This window comes from Pseudoalteromonas porphyrae, assembly GCF_001298125.1.
GTDB classification, from domain to species: Bacteria; Pseudomonadota; Gammaproteobacteria; order Enterobacterales; family Alteromonadaceae; genus Pseudoalteromonas; species Pseudoalteromonas neustonica.
Genome location: NZ_LHPH01000002.1, coordinates 31,751 through 50,238, shown reverse-complemented (window position 1 = coordinate 50,238; position 18,488 = coordinate 31,751). Strand labels below are relative to the sequence as shown.

The following is an 18,488-nucleotide window of genomic DNA, read 5'->3' as shown; positions in this document are numbered from 1 at the left end:
ATACTGCTGCAAAATCAATCACGAAAGGTCAACACGCCCTAATCATTTGTTTTTGAATTATTGAGTAGGGCGATAAATTCTGGCTCAGGTAATGGTTTTGAAAATAAGTACCCTTGGCCATAGTCGCAGCCAAGTTCCATTAATAGGTGGCGTTGTTCGGTTGTTTCAATCCCTTCAGCGATCACTTTTAAACCAAACTGGTGCGCCATAGTTATTATGGCCTTACATAGCGCGAGTTCTTGGTTATTAGCATGAATGTTATCAACAAAGCATTTGTCTATTTTTAGGTAATCGGCGTCCATTTGCTGTAAATAAGCAAGGGATGAGTAACCAGTACCAAAATCATCTAAGGCAAGCTCCATACCTGAACGCACTAGCGATTTGAGCCTTTGTTGGGTTAAATGCTCTGGCGTGATCATTAGTCCTTCGGTGATCTCTGCCACAATGGCGCTAGGTGGTAAATTGGCTGCTTCAAGTAGCGCAGGCCATTGATCAATACCACTATCAAGGCAGCTAAACTGTACGGGTGAGACGTTGATACTTAGCTGAAAATTAGGGTCTATTTTTTCGCGTAATATATTGAGTGTTTGTAATGCTCTGGTGAAAACAAATTGTCCCAGAGGATTAATATAGCGAGACTCTTCAGCAAGAGGTATAAATTGTGCGGGGCTAATAATTCCTTGTCTTGGGTGCAACCAGCGGATCAAGGCTTCAGCTTTGTGGATCGTCCCAGAATCAAGATCAACAATAGGTTGATAATAAAGATCAAATTGTTGCTTCTCAATGCCTCTGCGAATGTTTTTTAGTAAATTCATTCTAGCTTGTGCTTGCTCACGTAAATTTAAGTTAAAAAACGCAAAGCAGTTTCGGCCATTTTGCTTGGCTTGATACATAGCTTGATCGGCTGCTTTTAACAGCAGTTCAGAAGTGTCACCATCAGTTGGAGCAATTGCAATACCGATACTGGCTGCTATATACACTTCTTCATTCTCTAAATGGAATGGTTTTGACATCGCTTTGAGCACATCATTGGCGACCTTTTTAATATGAGCATCGCTTACTAATTTGGTATGCACCATAACAAACTCATCACCACCAATGCGGGCAATAAAGTCAAGATCAGCTATCGCATATTGTAGCCGAGTAGCAATGAGCTTAAGTAACTCATCACCATAGTAATGGCCTAAAGTATCATTTATATCTTTAAAGTGATCGAGATCTAGTAACATTAACACTAGCGGCTCTGTGGGATTGCAATGTGTACTGAGGCGTAAATTTAGTCGTTCTTTTAACTCAATTCTATTTGGCAGGTTGGTTAAATGATCAAAGTGAGTTTGGTGCCAAATTAAATCATCCGCAGCTTTTTTCTCGGTAAGATCAGTAAAAATAGCAACACGGCGCTGGGGTTGGTGATATTCATCGTATACGGTATCGATAGTAAGCCATTCGGTGAACAGTTCGCCATGTTTACGTCGATTAACTACTTCACCTTGCCAGCGTCCTGTTTCTTGTATTTCCTGCCACATTGCTTGATAAAACGCTTTTGTATGCTTTCCTGAACTTAAGATTGCGGTGGTTTTGCCCAGTACTTCTTCTTTACTGTACTCGGTTACCTTACAAAAAGCGGGATTTACATCTAAAATCATGCCGTTTGGATCAGTGATCGCCATGCCTTCACTGCTGTTTGAATAAACAAGTGAGGCGAGGTGAGAGGCTTTTGCAGCTTGTTTTTGTTCACTAATATCTTGTAAAACTATAGTGTATTCATTGCTGTTTTGTTTTGCGCTAATACGCACCGCAAAAATATGCTCTGCAGTGGTGTTATTTTCGGTTAACTCAAAATAGGTGGTTTCATTTTTTGCAGGTAAATTTTTAAGTAATTGCTTACTTTTTTCTTCGTCTAAAATATCGCGTAAATGCAGTTTAGAACGAGTAAAAACTGGGGTGTTGAGCTGTGATATTTGGCCACCTAAATTAAGAACTTCACCATGAACGTTTACCCTAATATAAATGTCGGGCAAAGCGTTTAATAAGCTACTTAGTTCATCATGCTGGCGTTTTACATTAGCTTCTGCGTTTAGGCGCGTTTGTGCCATTTCTTCAAAGTGTGTGTATAACGTGTTTAGCTCAGGGCTGTTTAGGCTAAATTGCTTTGGTAATTGTCCAGATGCCAGTTCTTTAATCGCCGTAGTTAGGCGGGCAATGGGTGTTAATACTGATTGCTTTAATCGTATATGGGCAAATATGCACAATATAAAAATCATGAAAATAAAAGCAAAAATAGTATTTAAAAATAGATGATTGGCTTCTTTTATTGCATTGTTAAAGGGGATCGCAACATACACATTTAAGGTGTTTTTCACTTCATCTTGGTACATTACTTGACTATGTAAAACATGGTTTACACCTTTAAAATCAACAATGTTGTTTACTGCTGGTTGCTCAATACTAAAACCATAATGACTAACATTTGCGCCAAATAAACTAGGATCATTGGGATAATTGGCAATAATTCGGCCATGGCTATCCGTGATGACTGCAATTGCATTGGGTGGTAAGTGGAAGTTTGCGAGTTTTTGGCTCCACCAATCTAATGTTATTACTGTAACAACAGCGCCATATGGTGTTTGTTTATCATCTAAAAGTGGGTAAGCAAAGTTTACAGTTAATGTATCTAAGCTACGATCTTTTTGAAAAAAACCAATCGCAAAATTTTTAGTTTCTAGCGCATTTTGAAAGTATTCACGATCAGCAATGTTGATCTCTTCCTTAACGCCTTTTAATAAACATTGTGGATCACCTTTTAAGTTAGTAATACCAATATTCGCAATTTCAGGCTTAAGTGCTTGGACTTTTGTTAAGTAATACGGGCATTCGGATATAAGCGGTGAGCTAAAATCTTTTAAGCTGGCTAATTGTGTTGTGAATATTTCAATTTCGTTAAGTATCTCAGTCTGTTGGGTGGCAAGTTGTTCAGCAATAGCTAATGCCTGAAAGCGACTCTCCTGTAGTGCAGTTTCCTTTGCATGCCAAAGGCTAAACAGCATCACGACAATACCAGGCAAGCTTAACAACATAAACAAACGGTAAAGGCGATGTTTTAATGACGACGAAAAAATGATGATACTCTTCTAACTTTGCACTCAATTCAAAATTGTAGCCAATAATGTAAAAAATAACCACGTATTATATAAGGTTAAGTGAATATTCATTTAAAACGAATGATTGATGTTACTTTATATAATACAATGTTACTAATTTTGGTGCATCAAAGCCCTTTAAATAATGATAAGTTATTGTTGAATTTAAATAATCGTATAGTTGATGTGTTATTACCCATTTTATAATTAAGTAATATCATTGAATGAAATTCAATAAGGTATTTTGATGGCGCGTACTTTATTATAGTAAACGCAGTAGCCACGTTAATTTACTTATTTTGCTAGCGGTACTTTTATGCTTCTCACTAGATTTAAGGGCTTGATACCCAGCACCTGCTGTAAATGCACTTCCAATACCTACATTACTTACTAAAAATCGCTTTAGTCGGTAGTTAAATGCTTGCTGATGTTGCTTTTTTAAGCCATCGAGAGCATCCATTTTTTGACTTAAATGGGTGACTTTACGGTTCGGCTTTTGAATGAAGTAATCAATGATCATAACAAGCTCCAAGAAATTTATTACTTATTGATGTTAAGCAGCTGTTTGATACTACGTGCTGTTTTGTCAAATCCAATTTTTTCACTAATGTAGCCAATATTTTTCCACAGCCATGCTAAACACAGTAACTGTAAAACAATTAAACAAGCCGCGCTGAGCCAAATAGATTGACTGAATGCAAAAATAGCGAGCCCGATTGTTGCTAATAAACCAGCCCACAGTAATACTAAGCCTCCAGCAAAGCTAACCAATAAAATAATGGTCAACGCTAATGAGCGTGTAGATAGTCGCCATTCTGCACTTGCTAGCTCTTTGCACGTACCAGCTTGTTCGCGATAGTCCTGATAAATTTGCTCACCATACTGCGAAAGTTTAACAAGGTGATCTTGCCACTGATCTGCGCTTTTAGCGGCTGGATCAGTGGCACGATGCTGCTTATTTACCGTATCGGTATCTTGGTCCATAACGGCTACTTACGACGAATTAGCGCGGTTACTAACATACCAGCAGCAAATGCAATACCTGCTGTCGCTAACGGGTTTTCAGACGCTAACTTGCGTGTTTTACCACTGTATTCAGTGATCTTATCTTGCGCTAGTTTTTGCTTTTCAGATAAAGTTTCTGCTGAAGTAGATGCGCCTTTGCGAATGTTTAATTCTGCAGTAGCTGCTTTTGAAGACAATGTATCAACAGCTTGATGAGCTGCTGACGTTGCTTTCTCTGTTAATGGTGCTTCAGGCACTGCTGAGTTTACAGTTGCTTTACTATTGGTTGCCGTTGTTGAGTTAGTTGCTGATGTAGTCATCATTATTCCTTAATAAATTAATCGTGCTTTAGAATAAGCAAGCTTTAGACCAGCCATATTATTTTTATATTATTATTTAAAATCAGTGCATTACGATTTTCGTTCAGACAAATACATAATATTTAAAATTATGAGTGAGTAACAGTTTCACTGTAATGGTAAATTTTACAAAGTGATTACAAATGCAGACATTCACAACTTCAGTGAGAGAATAATGTTGATTTGTTTAAACTTTAATCGAAACAATTAAAGCATGAGGAATTAAGAAGGGAAATATTTGTAATTATTCATAGATTATTCAGTCTGCATCAGCGGTGAAAAGTTTACTGAATTTGATGATCAAATTTATTTTTTTATTGTTCTCCACATTTTCCCACGTAATTCAGTAGCTTTGCGCGAGCCCTTATTTTTTCTGGCTTTAACAGTCAATTATAGGATTTTGCTGACTTGACAAAACTCCTTGTCAAGCCCTAAACTGGAGCACTGTGGTAAAAAGTGGTTTTTAGTGGATCAAATTGGATCAAAGTAATCGAAATCGGTTAATTATAAATTATTAGAATAGGTTTTATATGTTTCGCGGTGCGAGTTCACTGAGTTTGGATGACAAAGGACGATTTGCGGTACCTACTAAATACCGAGACTCGTTATTGTCTGAAGATCAGGGGACTGTGATCTGTACTGTGGCATTGAATGAGCCCTGCTTATGGTTGTATCCATTAGCACAGTGGCAAGATATCGAAGATCGATTAGCTAAAATTTCCAATATGAATCCACGTGCACGACGCATGCAACGAATGTTGTTAGGTAATGCAACTGAGTACCAACTAGATAAAAATGGCCGAATACTATTGGCACCGTCGTTACGGTCTCATGCAGATTTAGGCAAAAAAATCATGTTGGTCGGTTTGATGAATAAATTTGAGATCTGGGATGAAGAGCGTTGGCATGAGCAAATGCGCCAAGACACCGAAATAGAGCGACTCGGTGATTTTGAATCAACCCCTGATTTAGATAATTTCTCGCTCTGATCACACAATAAAAAAGGCAAAAAATAGCTAATGACAGCGCAATTTGAACACATTTCCGTATTAATGGACGAAACCATCGAGGGTCTAGCAATTAAGCCAGACGGTATTTATATGGATGGTACATTTGGCCGCGGCGGACATTCTGGACAAATCTTGGCGCGCCTTGGTGAGACTGGCCGACTGCAGGCAATTGATCAAGATCCACAAGCGATCAAATCAGCAGAAAAATTTGCAGATGATAAGCGCTTTGCCATTGCTCACACCCGATTCTCTAAGTTATACGAAGTAGCGGAGCAAAACGATCTCATTGGTAAAGTTGATGGTATTTTATTAGACATCGGCGTGTCATCTCCGCAACTTGATGATGCTGAGCGTGGCTTTAGCTTTATGAAAGATGGTCCTTTAGATATGCGAATGGATCCTACCTCAGGTCGCAGCGCAGCACAGTGGTTAGCTGAGGCTGAATTAGACGACATTACTCATGTGATAAAAAAGCTGGGCGAAGAGAAATTTGGTAAACGCATAGCACACAAAATACTTGAAACACGTGAACACACACCGATTACGACGACTAAGCAGTTAGCTGATTTAGTTGATGAGGCAGTGCCTGTAAAAGATAAGTTTAAACATCCCGCTACGCGTACTTTCCAAGCAATTCGAATTTACATCAATAGTGAATTGGAAGAAATTCAAACAGCATTACAGTCTGCGGTTAAAGTGCTTAAACCGGGTGGACGTTTAGTGGTTATTTCATTTCATTCTTTAGAAGATCGTATTGTAAAACAATTTATTAGAAAACAGAGTAAGGGAGAAGCATTACCTAGAGGTCTGCCTTTAACAGACGCACAAATAAATAAAAACCTGACGTTAAAAGCAGTAGGTAAAGCGATAAAACCAAGTGCGGCTGAAGTTGAACGTAATACACGCTCACGCAGCTCAGTACTTAGGGTGGCACAGAGATTGGGATGAAGGCTAAAGCGAATCATCGACAACCCAACTTATTTTTAGAAATAATCAAAGGCCTAGGAGCGAATAAGCTAACCTCGGCCTTGTTGGTTTTGATATTCGCTTCAAGTTTGAGCGTCGTACAAAGCACTTATTTAGCACGCCAAGAACTGATTAAACAAGATCAGCTCTTGCAGGAACGAGATGAGCTTGATTTAGAGTGGCGTTATCTATTAGTTGAAGAAGAGTTTTATTCACAGCATGTGCGCATTGAAGAAATTGCCACAATGCAATTAGAAATGAAACGGCCAACCAGCCAAGATGAACAGGTGATTATACTGCCATGAGAAATAGAGGAAAAAAACCAGCGAATACATTGAGCACATGGCGTTTTATGCTGGTGTGCTCTGTGGTGCTGTTGGTATTTGTAACCTTAGTTTCTCGTGCTGCGTATCTACAAGTTATTGAGCCAGACAAAGCTCGCTCTGAGAGCAACAAACGAACTGTGCGTGTTGAGAAGTTACATGTACAGCGAGGCATGATTTTTGACCGCCATGGTAAAGAACTTGCTGTGAGTGTACCTGTTGTGAGTGTATACGCAGATCCTAAAGCATTACATAAATCTTTGGTTGCAAAAGTACTTAAACAAGCTAAAAAAGAGGGTGAAGATCACAAAGCTCTTGCTAAGAACAAACCGTTACTACAACAGCGAGTCGCGCTTTATTATAAAAACGATTTACGATGGCGTGAGCTTGCAGATGTTTTACGTATTGAGCCGAAAAAAATAACAAGCCGATTACGTGATGATGCAACTCGGCGTTTTGTTTATTTAAAACGCCAAGTAACGCCAGCGGTTGCAAATTACATTGGTGACTTACGCTTGCCAGGTATTCATTTATTAGATGAATCAAAACGCTATTACCCTGCAGGTGAAGTAACCGCCCATGTTTTAGGCTTTACTAACATTGATGGTAAAGGCATTGAAGGTATTGAAAAACTTTATGAAAATGCGCTGACTGGCGAAGAAGGCCGCCGGACTATTCGTAAAGATGCTCAAGGACGTGAAGTAGAAGTGCTTGATGAGCGTGAGCGCGTTGAGCCTGAAAATATCCAATTAAGTATTGATCAGCGTATTCAAGCTATTGCCTACAAAGCCCTTAAGTCAGCGGTATTGACATACAAAGCGAGCTCAGGCTCAGCGATGGTGGTAGATGTTAAAACCGGCGAAGTATTAGCGATGGTTAACAGCCCGTCTTTTAACCCAAACAACCTTAATGATGCCGCCCCTCATAAACGCCGTAATCGTGCTATTACAGATTTGTTCGAACCAGGCTCAACCGTTAAGCCTCTAGCCATTTTGGCTGGATTAGACTACGGCACAATTCAAGCTGGTGATAAAGTTGATACTTTTCCAGGTTGGATGCGATTGGGAGGTAGCTTAGTTACAGATACCCGTAATCATGGCGAAATGAGCCTGCGAGAGGTCTTAAAGTACTCCAGTAATATGGGCGTGACAAAAATTAGCCAAGAACTACCTAAAGACTACTTTGTTGGTTTATATCAAAAAGTGGGTTTTGGGACTGATTCGGGCACTGGGATGGTTGGTGAAAGCAGCGGTTTATTTTATCCAAATCGTCGCTGGTCTGATCATGAAATTGCAGCATTATCATTTGGTTATAATATTGCTGTTAGTACGGCTCAAATGGCACGCTTTTATGCAATGTTAGGTGCTGGTGGTGTGAATCGACCGCTCACGGTTTTAAAGCAAGACTCAGTTCCTGAGGGTGAGCGTGTATTTCAACAACAAGATGTTGAAGCCGTTGTGAATATGATGGAAAGCGTTTTTGAAGAGGGCGGAACCGCCAGCCGTATTAAAGTAGATGGTTATCGTGCAGCGGGTAAAACGGGTACTTCTAAAAAAGCCGCTGCAGGTGGTTATGGTGACGAATATGTTGGCTATTTTGCAGGCATAGCACCGGCGAGTAATCCGCGTTTAGCTGTGGTGGTAATGATCAATGAGCCCGGTGGAGATGTTTATTATGGTGGTGCGACAGCAGGCCCTGCATTTGCAGAAATTATCTCTAACGCGTTAAGAATTTTAAACGTGGCTCCCGATAAAGGCTCGGTTGCTTACGTCAAAGGCAAAGATGATGATGCGTGATTTACAAACAATTTTAAAGCACTTAGAGATAGCGGCCAGTAGCTTATTAGTGAACGAGTTACGCTTGGACAGCCGAGATGTAAAGCCAGGTGATGTATTTGTTGCAATTAAAGGCCATGAATTAGATGGTGGTCAGTTTATACAAAAAGCAATTGAAAATGGTGCGGCAGCAGTTATAGCGGATCGCTTGTGTGAATTTGAGAGTGACTTTGAGCCGTTGTACTTGGTCTCTGATTTAGATAAAAAATTACCAGCATTAGCGAGTCATTTTTACCAGCGGCCAAGTAAGCAGCTTGAGTTAATTGGTGTAACAGGTACAAACGGGAAGTCGACGACTACAGCAATGATTGCTCACTTAGCTAATTATTGCGATACCGCGTCGGCGATTATCGGCACTTTGGGTTATGGCCAACCTGAACAGCTAACGCCACTGATTAATACCACGCCATCGTGTGTTGATTTACAGAGAATTTTATCTGAACTTATTACACAGAAAAACACGTTAGTTGCCATGGAAGTATCATCGCATGGTTTAGTACAGCAGCGTGTTGCAAAAACAACATTTAAAGCTGCGGTATTTACTAATTTGTCACGTGATCACTTAGATTACCATGGTGATATGGCAAGCTACGCTGCTGCAAAGCTAATGCTTTTACGTGATTTTAACGCGCAGTTAGTGGTACTCAATCAAGATGATAGTCAGGTTCAACATTGGCTAAAGGAATACGATTTTACCAACCTAGTATGTTATGGGCGAAAAGGGCTTGTTCCTACAGGTGCTAAATATGTGTACTTTACTGATGTTAGTTACCATAAAGAAGGTATTTCAGCTACATTAACAACAAGTTGGGGGGATATCTCAATTAATAGCCCGCTCTTTGGTGAATTTAACTTATATAATTTAGCGGCCGCGATTGCGACGCTGCTAGGTTTAGGGTATCCGCTGGATAGACTTGCTGCTGGGTGTGTAAGTTTACAGCCTGTTGCTGGGCGTATGCAGGCGTTTAGTGCACCTAACCAACCAACCTGTATTGTTGATTATGCACATACACCAGATGCATTAGCTCTTGCACTACAAGCATTACAACAACATGTTCCGGGTGGTGTGAGCTGCGTTTTTGGTTGTGGTGGTGACCGAGATAAAGGTAAGCGCCCTATGATGGCCCACGCGGCAGAGCAACATGCTAATAAGGTTATTGTGACCAGTGATAACCCACGCAGCGAAGATCCGTGGCAGATCATTAACGATGTAGCAGTAGGGTTTACACAGGGCAAGGCTATTCATTTAGAAGCTGATCGCGCGGCAGCTATTGCTTATGCGATTGATAATGCACAGCCAAGTGAAGTGATCTTGATTGCAGGTAAGGGGCATGAAGACTATCAAATTGTCGGTACTCAGCGCCTTGATTTTTGTGATCGTAAGTTTGTACAACAACATCTAAAAGAACAACAACGAAGAGGATCGCAGTTATGATCCCTATGGATTTTGATTGGCTAGCAAATGTGCTGGCAACCGATTACCAAGGTGGTAATCAAACGATTATAAATATTAACACGGATACCCGCACAGTATGTGATGGTGAGGTGTTTTTAGCATTAAAAGGGCCTAATTTCGATGGCCATAAATTTATTCAGCAAGCAAAAGAAAAAGGCGCTATCGCAGCTATTGTCGATCATGCTATTGAATGTGATTTGCCTCAGTTTGTAGTGGCAGATACACGAATTGCTTTGGGTGAAATTGGCTCAGCGATAATGGCTAGCGTTGCACCAAAAACAATTGCAATTACAGGCAGTGTTGGCAAAACTACTGTAAAAGAAATGTGTGCTGCTATTTTAGCCTCTCATGGTGACGTGCTTGCAACAAAAGGTAATTTTAACAACGATATTGGCGTACCTCTGACTTTATTACGTTTGGAGCCTCATCATCAATACGCCGTTATTGAGCTTGGCGCCAATCACATCGGTGAGATTGCCTATACTGCGGCGATGACTAAACCGGATGTGGCTGTGGTGTGTAATGTGGCTGCTGCACATATTGAAGGGTTTGGTTCATTGGAGGGCGTTGCCACTGCCAAAGGTGAAATTTACGATGGTTTGAAAGAGCACGGCGTAGCCATTGTTAATTGCGACAGTGAATTTAGTGACCGTTGGCTTAATAAATTACAAGGACGCAATATTAAGTGCTTTTCAAGCAGTGAAAAGCTGGATATCTGGGCTGAGGATATCAGCTTAGATGAGCAGGCTCACGCCTCTTTCTTTATTTGCACTAAAGAAAAACGAGTACCAGTAAGGCTTGCTTTACCTGGGCGACATAACGTTGCAAACGCATTGATTGCTACAGCACTTACCAGTGAGTTTGGAGTTAGCTTTGAAAATATTGCAGCTGCGCTTGGCTCAATGGGAGAAGTTAAAGGGCGTGTCAATATCATAAAAGTTAGCGATACATTAACCGTCATTGATGACACGTACAATGCGAATGTGCAATCGGTAAAAGCAGCAATCGATTTATTGAGCGATATACAAGGTCAACGTATTTTAGCATTTGGTGATATGGGTGAGCTTGGTGAAGACGCTCGTATGTATCATCAACAAGTCGGCGAGTATGCTAAGCAAAAAGGTATTGATGAACTCTATACTCTTGGTGTACTGAGCAAATATGCGAGTGATGAATTTGAAAAACCGAATCGTCATTTTTCAAGCCGTGATCAACTCCTACTACAATTGCAAGCTGGCTTAGCTAACACATCACAAAAAACCACCATAGTCGTAAAAGGATCGCGCAGTTCTCGAATGGAATTACTTGTACAAGATTTAGTTAATAGCCAGCAAAGTGGCCACAATGGAGTATCTGAATGTTAGTTTGGCTGGCAGAGTATTTAACTCAATATTACAGTGCATTTAATGTATTTTCATACCTTACTGTACGCGCTGTATTTGGTATTTTAACGGCGTTATTAATCTCATTATATTTTGGTCCTAAACTGATCCGCGCTTTGCAAAGAATGCAAATAGGCCAAGTTGTCAGAAATGACGGCCCAGAGTCGCATTTATCTAAAAAGGGCACACCTACAATGGGTGGCCTATTAATTTTAGCGTCTATTTTTACCAGTACATTATTATGGGCAGATTTAGCCAATAAGTATGTGTGGGCTACATTATTTGTGATTGGTTCGTTGGGTCTGGTGGGTTTTGTTGATGATTATCGTAAAGTGATCCGCAAAGATCCAAAAGGCTTGATTGCCAGATGGAAATACTTTTGGCAGTCAGTAATTGCATTGGTTGTTGCTTGCGCTTTGTTTTTTACAGCAAATCATGCAAATGAAACATCGTTAGTTGTGCCATTTTTTAAAGATGTATTACCGCAACTGGGTTTGTTTTACATCGTAATGACGTATTTTGTCGTTGTTGGAACATCTAATGCGGTAAACCTTACCGATGGTTTAGATGGTTTAGCGATTGTACCAACAATTTTAGTGGCTGCGGCATTGGCAATCATTGCTTATTTAACCGGTAACGTAAACTTCTCAGCTTATTTACACATTCCACACTTACCATTAGCCAGTGAGTTAGTTGTGGTATGTACTGCGATCGTCGGGGCAGGGCTTGGTTTTTTATGGTTTAACACTTATCCAGCGCAAGTATTTATGGGTGATGTAGGATCTCTTGCTTTAGGTGGAGCGCTGGGAATTATTGCGGTATTAGTCCGTCAAGAATTGGTATTAGTGATAATGGGCGGAGTATTTGTAATGGAAGCCTTGTCGGTTATTTTGCAAGTTGGTTCCTATAAGTTACGTGGCCAGCGGATTTTTAGAATGGCGCCAATCCATCATCACTATGAATTAAAAGGGTGGCCAGAGCCTCGTGTTATCGTACGTTTTTGGATTATTTCGATCGTGCTCGTGTTAGCGGGTCTAGTTACATTAAAGATTAGGTAAATGACGTATTTAAACGAGATAAAAAACAAACATATAACAGTGCTCGGACTCGGTGTTACCGGTCTGGGCATTGTGCGTTTTTTAATGTCTCATGCTTTTACTCCTTATATTGTTGATAGTCGCAGTTGTCCACCTGGCGCTGATTGGCTTAAACAGCATGCGCCTAATTTAGAAACTCACTTTGATGACTTGGCAACTGCAAATCTAAACAGCACTGATATAATCATCATTAGCCCTGGTTTGAGTTTGACGACACCCGCAGTTGTCGCCGCAATGGCTGCGGGCGTAGAAGTGATTGGTGATGTTGAACTGTTTGCCCGCTTAAATACAAAACCCGTTGTAGCGGTGACAGGCTCTAATGGTAAATCAACCGTTGTTACCTTGGCTTATGAAGTGCTTAAAGCTGCAGGGTACAAAGTTGGTTTAGGTGGAAATATTGGAACTGCCGTACTGGATTTACTCAGTGCTGACTTTGATGTGTATGTATTAGAGCTCTCGAGTTTTCAACTAGACACTACACACAGTTTAAAATCAACGAGTGCAACAGTACTGAATATATCTGAAGATCACCTAGATCGTTATGCTGATTATCACGCTTATATTGACTCAAAACTAACAATTTACCGACATACAGAGCTTGCAGTGGTAAATGCCGCTGATAGTGCAACACATACCACACAGCAACCACAGTTGAGTTTTGGTATTAGTGATGCTGATTACTCGATTACCTACAAAGACGGTTGCGCCCAGTTTAGTGCAATGCAGCAAGCGTTATTACCTGTAGATAGTTTAAAGGTAGTTGGGCGTCATAATCACTTAAATGCTTTATCAGTAATGGCATTATTAAGCCCATTTTCGATTAGTAAAACTGCCTACCATGAAGCTTTTAGCCAATTTAATGGCTTGGCTCATCGCTGCCAATTTGTAGCAGAACTTGCAGGAGTTAAATATTTTAATGACTCTAAAGCAACGAACGTCGGTGCAACTATCGCAGCAATAGATAGTTTATCAGATCAAGCTAAGCAGCTAATTGTGATTGCTGGAGGGGATGCTAAAGGCGCAGATCTCAATAGCTTAAAACCGTATTTACAAGCGCAAGTAAAAGCGCTTATTTGTTTTGGTAAAGATGCCAATGCGCTAGCAGCGCTAACAAACAAAAGCCATTTAACGCAAAATATGGAACAAGCAGTTGAGCTTGCTAAGCAACTTGCTGTTGCCCAAGACATTGTGTTACTTGCTCCAGCCTGTGCCAGCATTGATATGTACAATAATTACATGCAACGCGGCGATCATTTTAGCGAATGTGTAAAGCGGGTGTCGCTATGACAACATTTGCTGATATTCGTGATGCATTAACTCCCAAGCAATCAGCACAGTTGTATGATGCTCCACTGTTGTATTGTGTAATTATGTTAATTGGTTTGGGCTTTGTCATGGTTACAAGTGCTTCAATGCCTGCCGCTGAGCGACTATTTGACAATCCGTATCATATTATTATTCGCCATAGTATGTTTTTAGCTATGGGTCTAGCGCTCTTTTGGATTACGTGTTGTGTGCCTATGACATGGTGGAAACGCTCTAACCCATACTTACTATTATTGGGTATGGTGTTATTGATTGTGGTGCTGATTGTTGGGCGCGAAGTAAATGGTGCCAAACGATGGATCCCTATTGGGCCAGTGGGTTTTCAAGTTGCTGAAGCTGCAAAGTTGTACTTTTTTAGCTATATAGCGGGTTATTTAGTGCGTAAACGCGCTGAAGTACAAGAGAACATCAAAGGCTTTGCTAAACCTATTGCAGTGTTTGCTGTTTATGCCGCATTAATTTTATTACAGCCAGATCTCGGGACTGTGGTAGTGATGTTTGTTACCACCGTTGGCTTATTATTTTTAGCTGGCGCTAAGCTATGGCAGTTTTTCGCACTGATTTTAACTGGTATTGGTTTAGTCGTGCTGTTGATCATTGTAGAGCCATATAGGATGGCGCGAGTGGTTGGCTTTTTAGAACCATGGGACGATCCGTTTGGTAAAGGCTATCAGTTGGTGCAATCGCTAATGGCATATGGTCAAGGTGGTTGGTTTGGTCAAGGGTTAGGTAATAGCGTTCAAAAGTTGCAGTATTTACCTGAGGCACATAATGACTTTATTTTTGCAGTGATTGGCGAAGAGCTCGGTTTTGTTGGTGTATTAAGTATTTTATTGGTGTTCGGCACCTTAGTATTTAGGGCATTATTAATTGGTCAACAAGCATTAAAATGTGGCAAAGAATACGAAGGCTACTTTGCGTTTGCGATTGGTATTTGGTTTGCGTTTCAAACCATGGTTAATGTCGGCGCAAGTGCGGGTATTTTACCAACCAAAGGACTCACCTTACCGTTTGTTTCTTATGGCGGCTCTAGTTTATTAATTATGACAATCGCAGCGGGAATTTTATTGCGAGTAGATTTTGAAACAAAAATGGCAACCAAACAAGCAACATCCCGAGGAGGTAAACGATGAGTAAAAAATTAGTAGTCGTTGCTGGTGGTACGGGAGGGCATATATTCCCAGGGATTGCTGTGGCTGATTACCTTAAACAGCAAGGCTGGCAAGTAAGCTGGATTGGTACCGCTGATCGTATGGAAGCGCAAGTAGTCCCTAAGCACAATATTGATATTGATTTTATAAATGTCAAAGGCGTACGTGGCAATGGCTTCGCACGGTTAATTAAAGCGCCTTTTATGGTTATTAATGCCATTTTACAAGCGCGCAAAGTGCTGAAAAAACAGCGCCCAGATGTTGTGTTAGCAATGGGGGGGTATGTAACAGGACCGACCGGTATTGCGGCAAAAAGTTTAGGTATTCCGCTGGTGATCCATGAGCAAAATGCGGTGGCCGGAATGAGTAATAAGTGGCTAGCAAAATTTGCGAATAAGGTGTTGGCTGCCTTTCCGAGCGCGTTTGCTAAAGGTGCATGTGAAGTGGTGGGTAACCCAGTACGCGAAAGCGTTGCTCATGTACCAGTTCGCAATGCTAGCAATCCAATCAATATGCTGGTGGTAGGGGGATCATTAGGTGCTCAGGTACTTAACATCACACTACCAACAACGTTTGCGCAGCTTACTAGTGTATGTGAAATAAATGTTTGGCATCAAACTGGGAAAGGGCATTTAGGCGCTGTGAGTGAAGCATACACAGAGCAAAAAATGAGTACCGAGCAAGTTAAAGTTGCTGAATTTATAGATGATATGGATGCTGCTTATAGTTGGGCTGATATTGTTATTTGTCGTGCTGGTGCGTTAACTGTAAGCGAGATAGCTGCCGCAGGTAAAATGGCGGTGTTTGTGCCTTATCCTCATGCGGTGGATGATCACCAAACCGCAAATGCAAAATTTTTAGTTGAAGGCAATGCGGCATTACTCATGCCGCAGGGGCAGTTTAATCAACAGGCACTTGCCTTGTTATTGAGCCCGTATTTAAATGAGCCTGAGTTAATTAATGAAATGGCAAGCCGCGCTAAAGGTCTTGCTGTGCTAAATGCGACGGCGCAGGTTGCCAAACATTGTGAGCAAGTAACAAATAAAAAGAGAACTGTGTGAACGAATTTAATAAATCGACAAACGTCGCTCAAAAAACTAATCGTCCAGCCATGAGACGAATCGATACTATTCACTTTATAGGTATTGGTGGCGCGGGCATGGGTGGTATTGCTGAAGTGCTTGCATTTGAAGGATACCGAATTACGGGCTCTGATATTGCGCACAGTGCGATGACTGAGCGCTTAATTAAAGTTGGCGCCGAAGTATTTATAGGTCATCACGAGAATAATATAAAAGATGCCAATGTGGTTGTTGTTTCAAGTGCGATTGACGAAACAAACCCAGAAATAATAGCGGCCAAAGCGGCGCGTATACCTGTTGTACGTCGCGCTGAAATGCTCGCTGAGCTTATGCGTTTTCGCCATGGTATTGCCATCGCTGGTACGCATGGTAAAACGACAACAACGAGTTTAATCGCCAGTATATATGGCCAAGCAGGGCTTGATCCAACGTTTATTATTGGTGGTTTGCTTAACAGTGCTGGTAGCAATGCTAAAGTGGGTAAAAGTGATTTTTTAATCGCTGAAGCGGATGAAAGTGACGCATCATTTTTACATTTACAGCCAATGGTTTCAGTGATCACAAATATAGAAGAAGATCATATGGATACCTACGGTGGTAGTTTGGAAAAAATGAAAGACACCTATGTCGATTTCATTCATAACTTACCATTTTATGGTCTTGCCGTTGTCTGTATTGATTCTGAAGTGGCTGCTGAGCTGATACCGCGCTTTGGTCGCCCTGTGATCACCTATGGTGAGGCTGCTGATGCTGATTACCGTATGACTGACTTTAGCCAAACAGCAAATACAAGTCAGTTTAAAGTGCGTAATAAGCAAGGCGATGAGCTGAGCGTGAAGTTAAATATGCCAGGCAAACATAACGCACTTAATGCAACGGCCGCTATTGCAGTATCAAAAGATCAAAAGATAGCCGATCACGCAATTTTAGAAGCTTTACAACAGTTTGAAGGCATCGGACGTCGTTTTCAGCACTATGGCGAGTTTGAAAATGAGCGTGGTAATGTGATGCTGGTAGACGATTATGGTCATCATCCATCTGAAGTGGCCGCCACTATTGCCGCAGTACGAGAAGGTTGGCCTGATAAACGCCTAGTCATGATTTATCAGCCACATCGCTTTTCGCGTACGCGTGATTTGTATGAAGACTTTGTAAAAGTATTGGCTGATGTTGATCAGCTACTACTCTTAGATGTATATAGCGCTGGCGAAGAGGCGATTATAGGTGCTGACAGTAAAAGCCTTTGTCGTAGTTTGCGCCAAAGAGGCAAAGAGCCATTGCATATTGCTAGCAGCTCGGAGTTAGCGGGTGTACTAGCAAACATATTACAAGATAATGACTTAGTATTGACGCAAGGCGCTGGTAATATTGGCCAATTAGTAAAAACACTCGCAGCAACATCGTTGTCGATAGAGCAATTGAAACAGGTAAAAGTATGACGCAATTAAATACGCAATTTGGCAAAGTTGCCGTGTTGTTAGGTGGTCACTCAGCAGAGCGCGAAGTATCACTAAAATCAGGGCAGGCTGTATTGAACGCATTACAAAATGCGGGCGTTGATGCTATTGCGTTTGACCCAAAAGAGCAGCCTTTGTGGCAATTAAAAGAATTAGGTATTGAACGTGTATTTATTGCTCTACATGGCCGCGGTGGTGAAGACGGCACTATTCAAGGCGCGCTTGAATTTATGGGGTTGCCATATACAGGCAGTAACGTATTAGGATCAGCGTTGGCAATGGATAAAATCCGCTGTAAGCACTTATTTAAATCAGCGGGCTTAAGCACAGCACCTTACGCGGTGGTTGATAGCAAACATGGCTTTGATACAACCGCGATAATGAATGAGCTAAAAAAAGTAATGGTTAAACCATCACATGAAGGTTCTAGTATTGGTATGGCGCAAGCAAACAATGCACAAGAACTGGATGCTGCTTTAGCTGAGGCATTTAAATTCGATAGCCAAGTATTAGTAGAGCAATGGATAACAGGGCGTGAATTTACCATTACAGTATTGGGTGATGACGTACAGCCGGTAATTGAAATGACCACACCAAATGGCTTTTATGATTATCAAGCAAAGTATCAATCAAATACGACGCAATATCACTGTCCGGCAGATTTATCTGCTAGTGATACTGAGCATTTACAGGCAATGGCACTTGCTGCATTTGAATTAGTGGGCGCCAGTGGCTGGGGGCGTGTTGATGCCATGCAAGATGCGGATGGTAATTTTTACCTATTAGAAGTGAATACAGTGCCCGGAATGACTGAGAAATCATTGGTGCCAATGGCGGCTAAAGCAAACGGCGCAAGCTTTGAGCAATTAGTTGTTCGCATTTTGGAGCAAACGCTTTAA

The 18,488-nt window shown here is 41.1% G+C and carries 16 protein-coding genes; 12 read left to right on the top strand and 4 right to left on the bottom strand.

All coding sequences use genetic code 11. The annotated features are described in order from the left end of the window. Positions 1-38 precede the first annotated feature (38 nt). From ADS77_RS02070 to ADS77_RS02055, 4 genes are all read right to left on the bottom strand, one after another. A complete protein-coding gene (locus ADS77_RS02070; protein WP_200909636.1) occupies positions 39-3,077 on the bottom strand; it encodes an EAL domain-containing protein in 3,039 nt (1,012 codons plus the stop codon). A gap of 325 nt (positions 3,078-3,402) precedes the next feature. Continuing rightward, positions 3,403-3,660 carry a hypothetical protein gene (locus ADS77_RS02065; RefSeq protein WP_054206648.1) on the bottom strand — a complete coding sequence of 86 codons (258 nt, stop codon included), beginning with the start codon at positions 3,658-3,660 and terminating at the stop codon, positions 3,403-3,405. 20 nt (positions 3,661-3,680) lie between these two features. Beyond that, the gene (locus ADS77_RS02060) at positions 3,681-4,124 is read right to left on the bottom strand and encodes a phage holin family protein (RefSeq protein ID WP_054452721.1); all 444 of its coding nucleotides are present in this window, start codon (positions 4,122-4,124) and stop codon (positions 3,681-3,683) included. 5 nt (positions 4,125-4,129) lie between these two features. Then, complete coding sequence (locus ADS77_RS02055; RefSeq protein WP_054452720.1) at positions 4,130-4,468, bottom strand: hypothetical protein; 339 nt, start codon at positions 4,466-4,468, stop codon at positions 4,130-4,132. Between the two features lie 566 nt (positions 4,469-5,034). Between ADS77_RS02055 and mraZ the strand changes: the two genes are divergently transcribed. From mraZ to ADS77_RS01995, 12 genes are read left to right on the top strand one after another with little or no spacing between them, the layout of a single operon-like run. Continuing rightward, entirely contained in the window at positions 5,035-5,493 is a 459-nt protein-coding gene (mraZ, locus tag ADS77_RS02050) for a division/cell wall cluster transcriptional repressor MraZ (protein ID WP_054206645.1), read from the top strand. Between the two features lie 30 nt (positions 5,494-5,523). Continuing rightward, positions 5,524-6,462 (top strand): 16S rRNA (cytosine(1402)-N(4))-methyltransferase RsmH, encoded by a 939-nt coding sequence (gene rsmH / locus ADS77_RS02045; RefSeq protein ID WP_054206644.1) that lies wholly within the window; start codon positions 5,524-5,526, stop codon positions 6,460-6,462. Continuing rightward, a complete protein-coding gene (gene ftsL / locus ADS77_RS02040; protein ID WP_054206643.1) occupies positions 6,459-6,785 on the top strand; it encodes a cell division protein FtsL in 327 nt (108 codons plus the stop codon). Before rsmH ends, ftsL begins: the two co-directional genes overlap by 4 nt. Further along, positions 6,782-8,599, top strand: a complete 1,818-nt coding sequence (locus tag ADS77_RS02035) for a penicillin-binding transpeptidase domain-containing protein (RefSeq protein WP_054206642.1) — start codon at positions 6,782-6,784, stop codon at positions 8,597-8,599. The genes ftsL and ADS77_RS02035 overlap by 4 nt, the downstream gene beginning before the upstream one ends. Continuing rightward, the gene (gene murE, locus ADS77_RS02030; RefSeq protein ID WP_054452931.1) at positions 8,592-10,073 is read left to right on the top strand and encodes a UDP-N-acetylmuramoyl-L-alanyl-D-glutamate--2,6-diaminopimelate ligase; all 1,482 of its coding nucleotides are present in this window, start codon (positions 8,592-8,594) and stop codon (positions 10,071-10,073) included. The genes ADS77_RS02035 and murE overlap by 8 nt, the downstream gene beginning before the upstream one ends. Beyond that, the gene (gene murF, locus ADS77_RS02025; protein ID WP_054452719.1) at positions 10,070-11,458 is read left to right on the top strand and encodes a UDP-N-acetylmuramoyl-tripeptide--D-alanyl-D-alanine ligase; all 1,389 of its coding nucleotides are present in this window, start codon (positions 10,070-10,072) and stop codon (positions 11,456-11,458) included. The genes murE and murF overlap by 4 nt, the downstream gene beginning before the upstream one ends. Beyond that, positions 11,452-12,534 (top strand): phospho-N-acetylmuramoyl-pentapeptide-transferase, encoded by a 1,083-nt coding sequence (gene mraY / locus ADS77_RS02020; RefSeq protein ID WP_054206640.1) that lies wholly within the window; start codon positions 11,452-11,454, stop codon positions 12,532-12,534. The genes murF and mraY overlap by 7 nt, the downstream gene beginning before the upstream one ends. Next, complete coding sequence (gene murD / locus ADS77_RS02015; protein ID WP_054452718.1) at positions 12,535-13,860, top strand: UDP-N-acetylmuramoyl-L-alanine--D-glutamate ligase; 1,326 nt, start codon at positions 12,535-12,537, stop codon at positions 13,858-13,860. It begins immediately after the preceding gene. Then, the gene (gene ftsW / locus ADS77_RS02010; RefSeq protein WP_054206638.1) at positions 13,857-15,032 is read left to right on the top strand and encodes a cell division protein FtsW; all 1,176 of its coding nucleotides are present in this window, start codon (positions 13,857-13,859) and stop codon (positions 15,030-15,032) included. Before murD ends, ftsW begins: the two co-directional genes overlap by 4 nt. Further along, the gene (gene murG, locus ADS77_RS02005; RefSeq protein ID WP_054452715.1) at positions 15,029-16,111 is read left to right on the top strand and encodes an undecaprenyldiphospho-muramoylpentapeptide beta-N-acetylglucosaminyltransferase; all 1,083 of its coding nucleotides are present in this window, start codon (positions 15,029-15,031) and stop codon (positions 16,109-16,111) included. The genes ftsW and murG overlap by 4 nt, the downstream gene beginning before the upstream one ends. A 50-nt stretch (positions 16,112-16,161) precedes the next feature. Beyond that, positions 16,162-17,571: a UDP-N-acetylmuramate--L-alanine ligase gene (gene murC, locus ADS77_RS02000; RefSeq protein WP_054452929.1), complete on the top strand. Its 1,410-nt coding sequence runs from the start codon at positions 16,162-16,164 to the stop codon at positions 17,569-17,571. Beyond that, entirely contained in the window at positions 17,568-18,488 is a 921-nt protein-coding gene (locus ADS77_RS01995) for a D-alanine--D-alanine ligase (protein WP_054206636.1), read from the top strand. Before murC ends, ADS77_RS01995 begins: the two co-directional genes overlap by 4 nt.

What these genes read in the sequence shown, in the direction of transcription:
- murG (WP_054452715.1), top strand. Translation starts at nt 15,029, where the DNA reads ATGAGTAAAAAATTAGTAGTCGTTGCTGGTGGTACGGGAGGGCATATA.
- ADS77_RS02070 (WP_200909636.1), bottom strand. Translation starts at nt 3,077, where the DNA reads ATGTTGTTAAGCTTGCCTGGTATTGTCGTGATGCTGTTTAGCCTTTGG.
- murC (WP_054452929.1), top strand. Translation starts at nt 16,162, where the DNA reads ATGAGACGAATCGATACTATTCACTTTATAGGTATTGGTGGCGCGGGC.
- rsmH (WP_054206644.1), top strand. Translation starts at nt 5,524, where the DNA reads ATGACAGCGCAATTTGAACACATTTCCGTATTAATGGACGAAACCATC.
- ADS77_RS02060 (WP_054452721.1), bottom strand. Translation starts at nt 4,124, where the DNA reads ATGGACCAAGATACCGATACGGTAAATAAGCAGCATCGTGCCACTGAT.
- mraY (WP_054206640.1), top strand. Translation starts at nt 11,452, where the DNA reads ATGTTAGTTTGGCTGGCAGAGTATTTAACTCAATATTACAGTGCATTT.
- ftsL (WP_054206643.1), top strand. Translation starts at nt 6,459, where the DNA reads ATGAAGGCTAAAGCGAATCATCGACAACCCAACTTATTTTTAGAAATA.
- murD (WP_054452718.1), top strand. Translation starts at nt 12,535, where the DNA reads ATGACGTATTTAAACGAGATAAAAAACAAACATATAACAGTGCTCGGA.
- ADS77_RS01995 (WP_054206636.1), top strand. Translation starts at nt 17,568, where the DNA reads ATGACGCAATTAAATACGCAATTTGGCAAAGTTGCCGTGTTGTTAGGT.
- ADS77_RS02065 (WP_054206648.1), bottom strand. Translation starts at nt 3,660, where the DNA reads ATGATCATTGATTACTTCATTCAAAAGCCGAACCGTAAAGTCACCCAT.
- ADS77_RS02035 (WP_054206642.1), top strand. Translation starts at nt 6,782, where the DNA reads ATGAGAAATAGAGGAAAAAAACCAGCGAATACATTGAGCACATGGCGT.
- murE (WP_054452931.1), top strand. Translation starts at nt 8,592, where the DNA reads ATGCGTGATTTACAAACAATTTTAAAGCACTTAGAGATAGCGGCCAGT.
- ftsW (WP_054206638.1), top strand. Translation starts at nt 13,857, where the DNA reads ATGACAACATTTGCTGATATTCGTGATGCATTAACTCCCAAGCAATCA.
- murF (WP_054452719.1), top strand. Translation starts at nt 10,070, where the DNA reads ATGATCCCTATGGATTTTGATTGGCTAGCAAATGTGCTGGCAACCGAT.
- mraZ (WP_054206645.1), top strand. Translation starts at nt 5,035, where the DNA reads ATGTTTCGCGGTGCGAGTTCACTGAGTTTGGATGACAAAGGACGATTT.
- ADS77_RS02055 (WP_054452720.1), bottom strand. Translation starts at nt 4,468, where the DNA reads ATGATGACTACATCAGCAACTAACTCAACAACGGCAACCAATAGTAAA.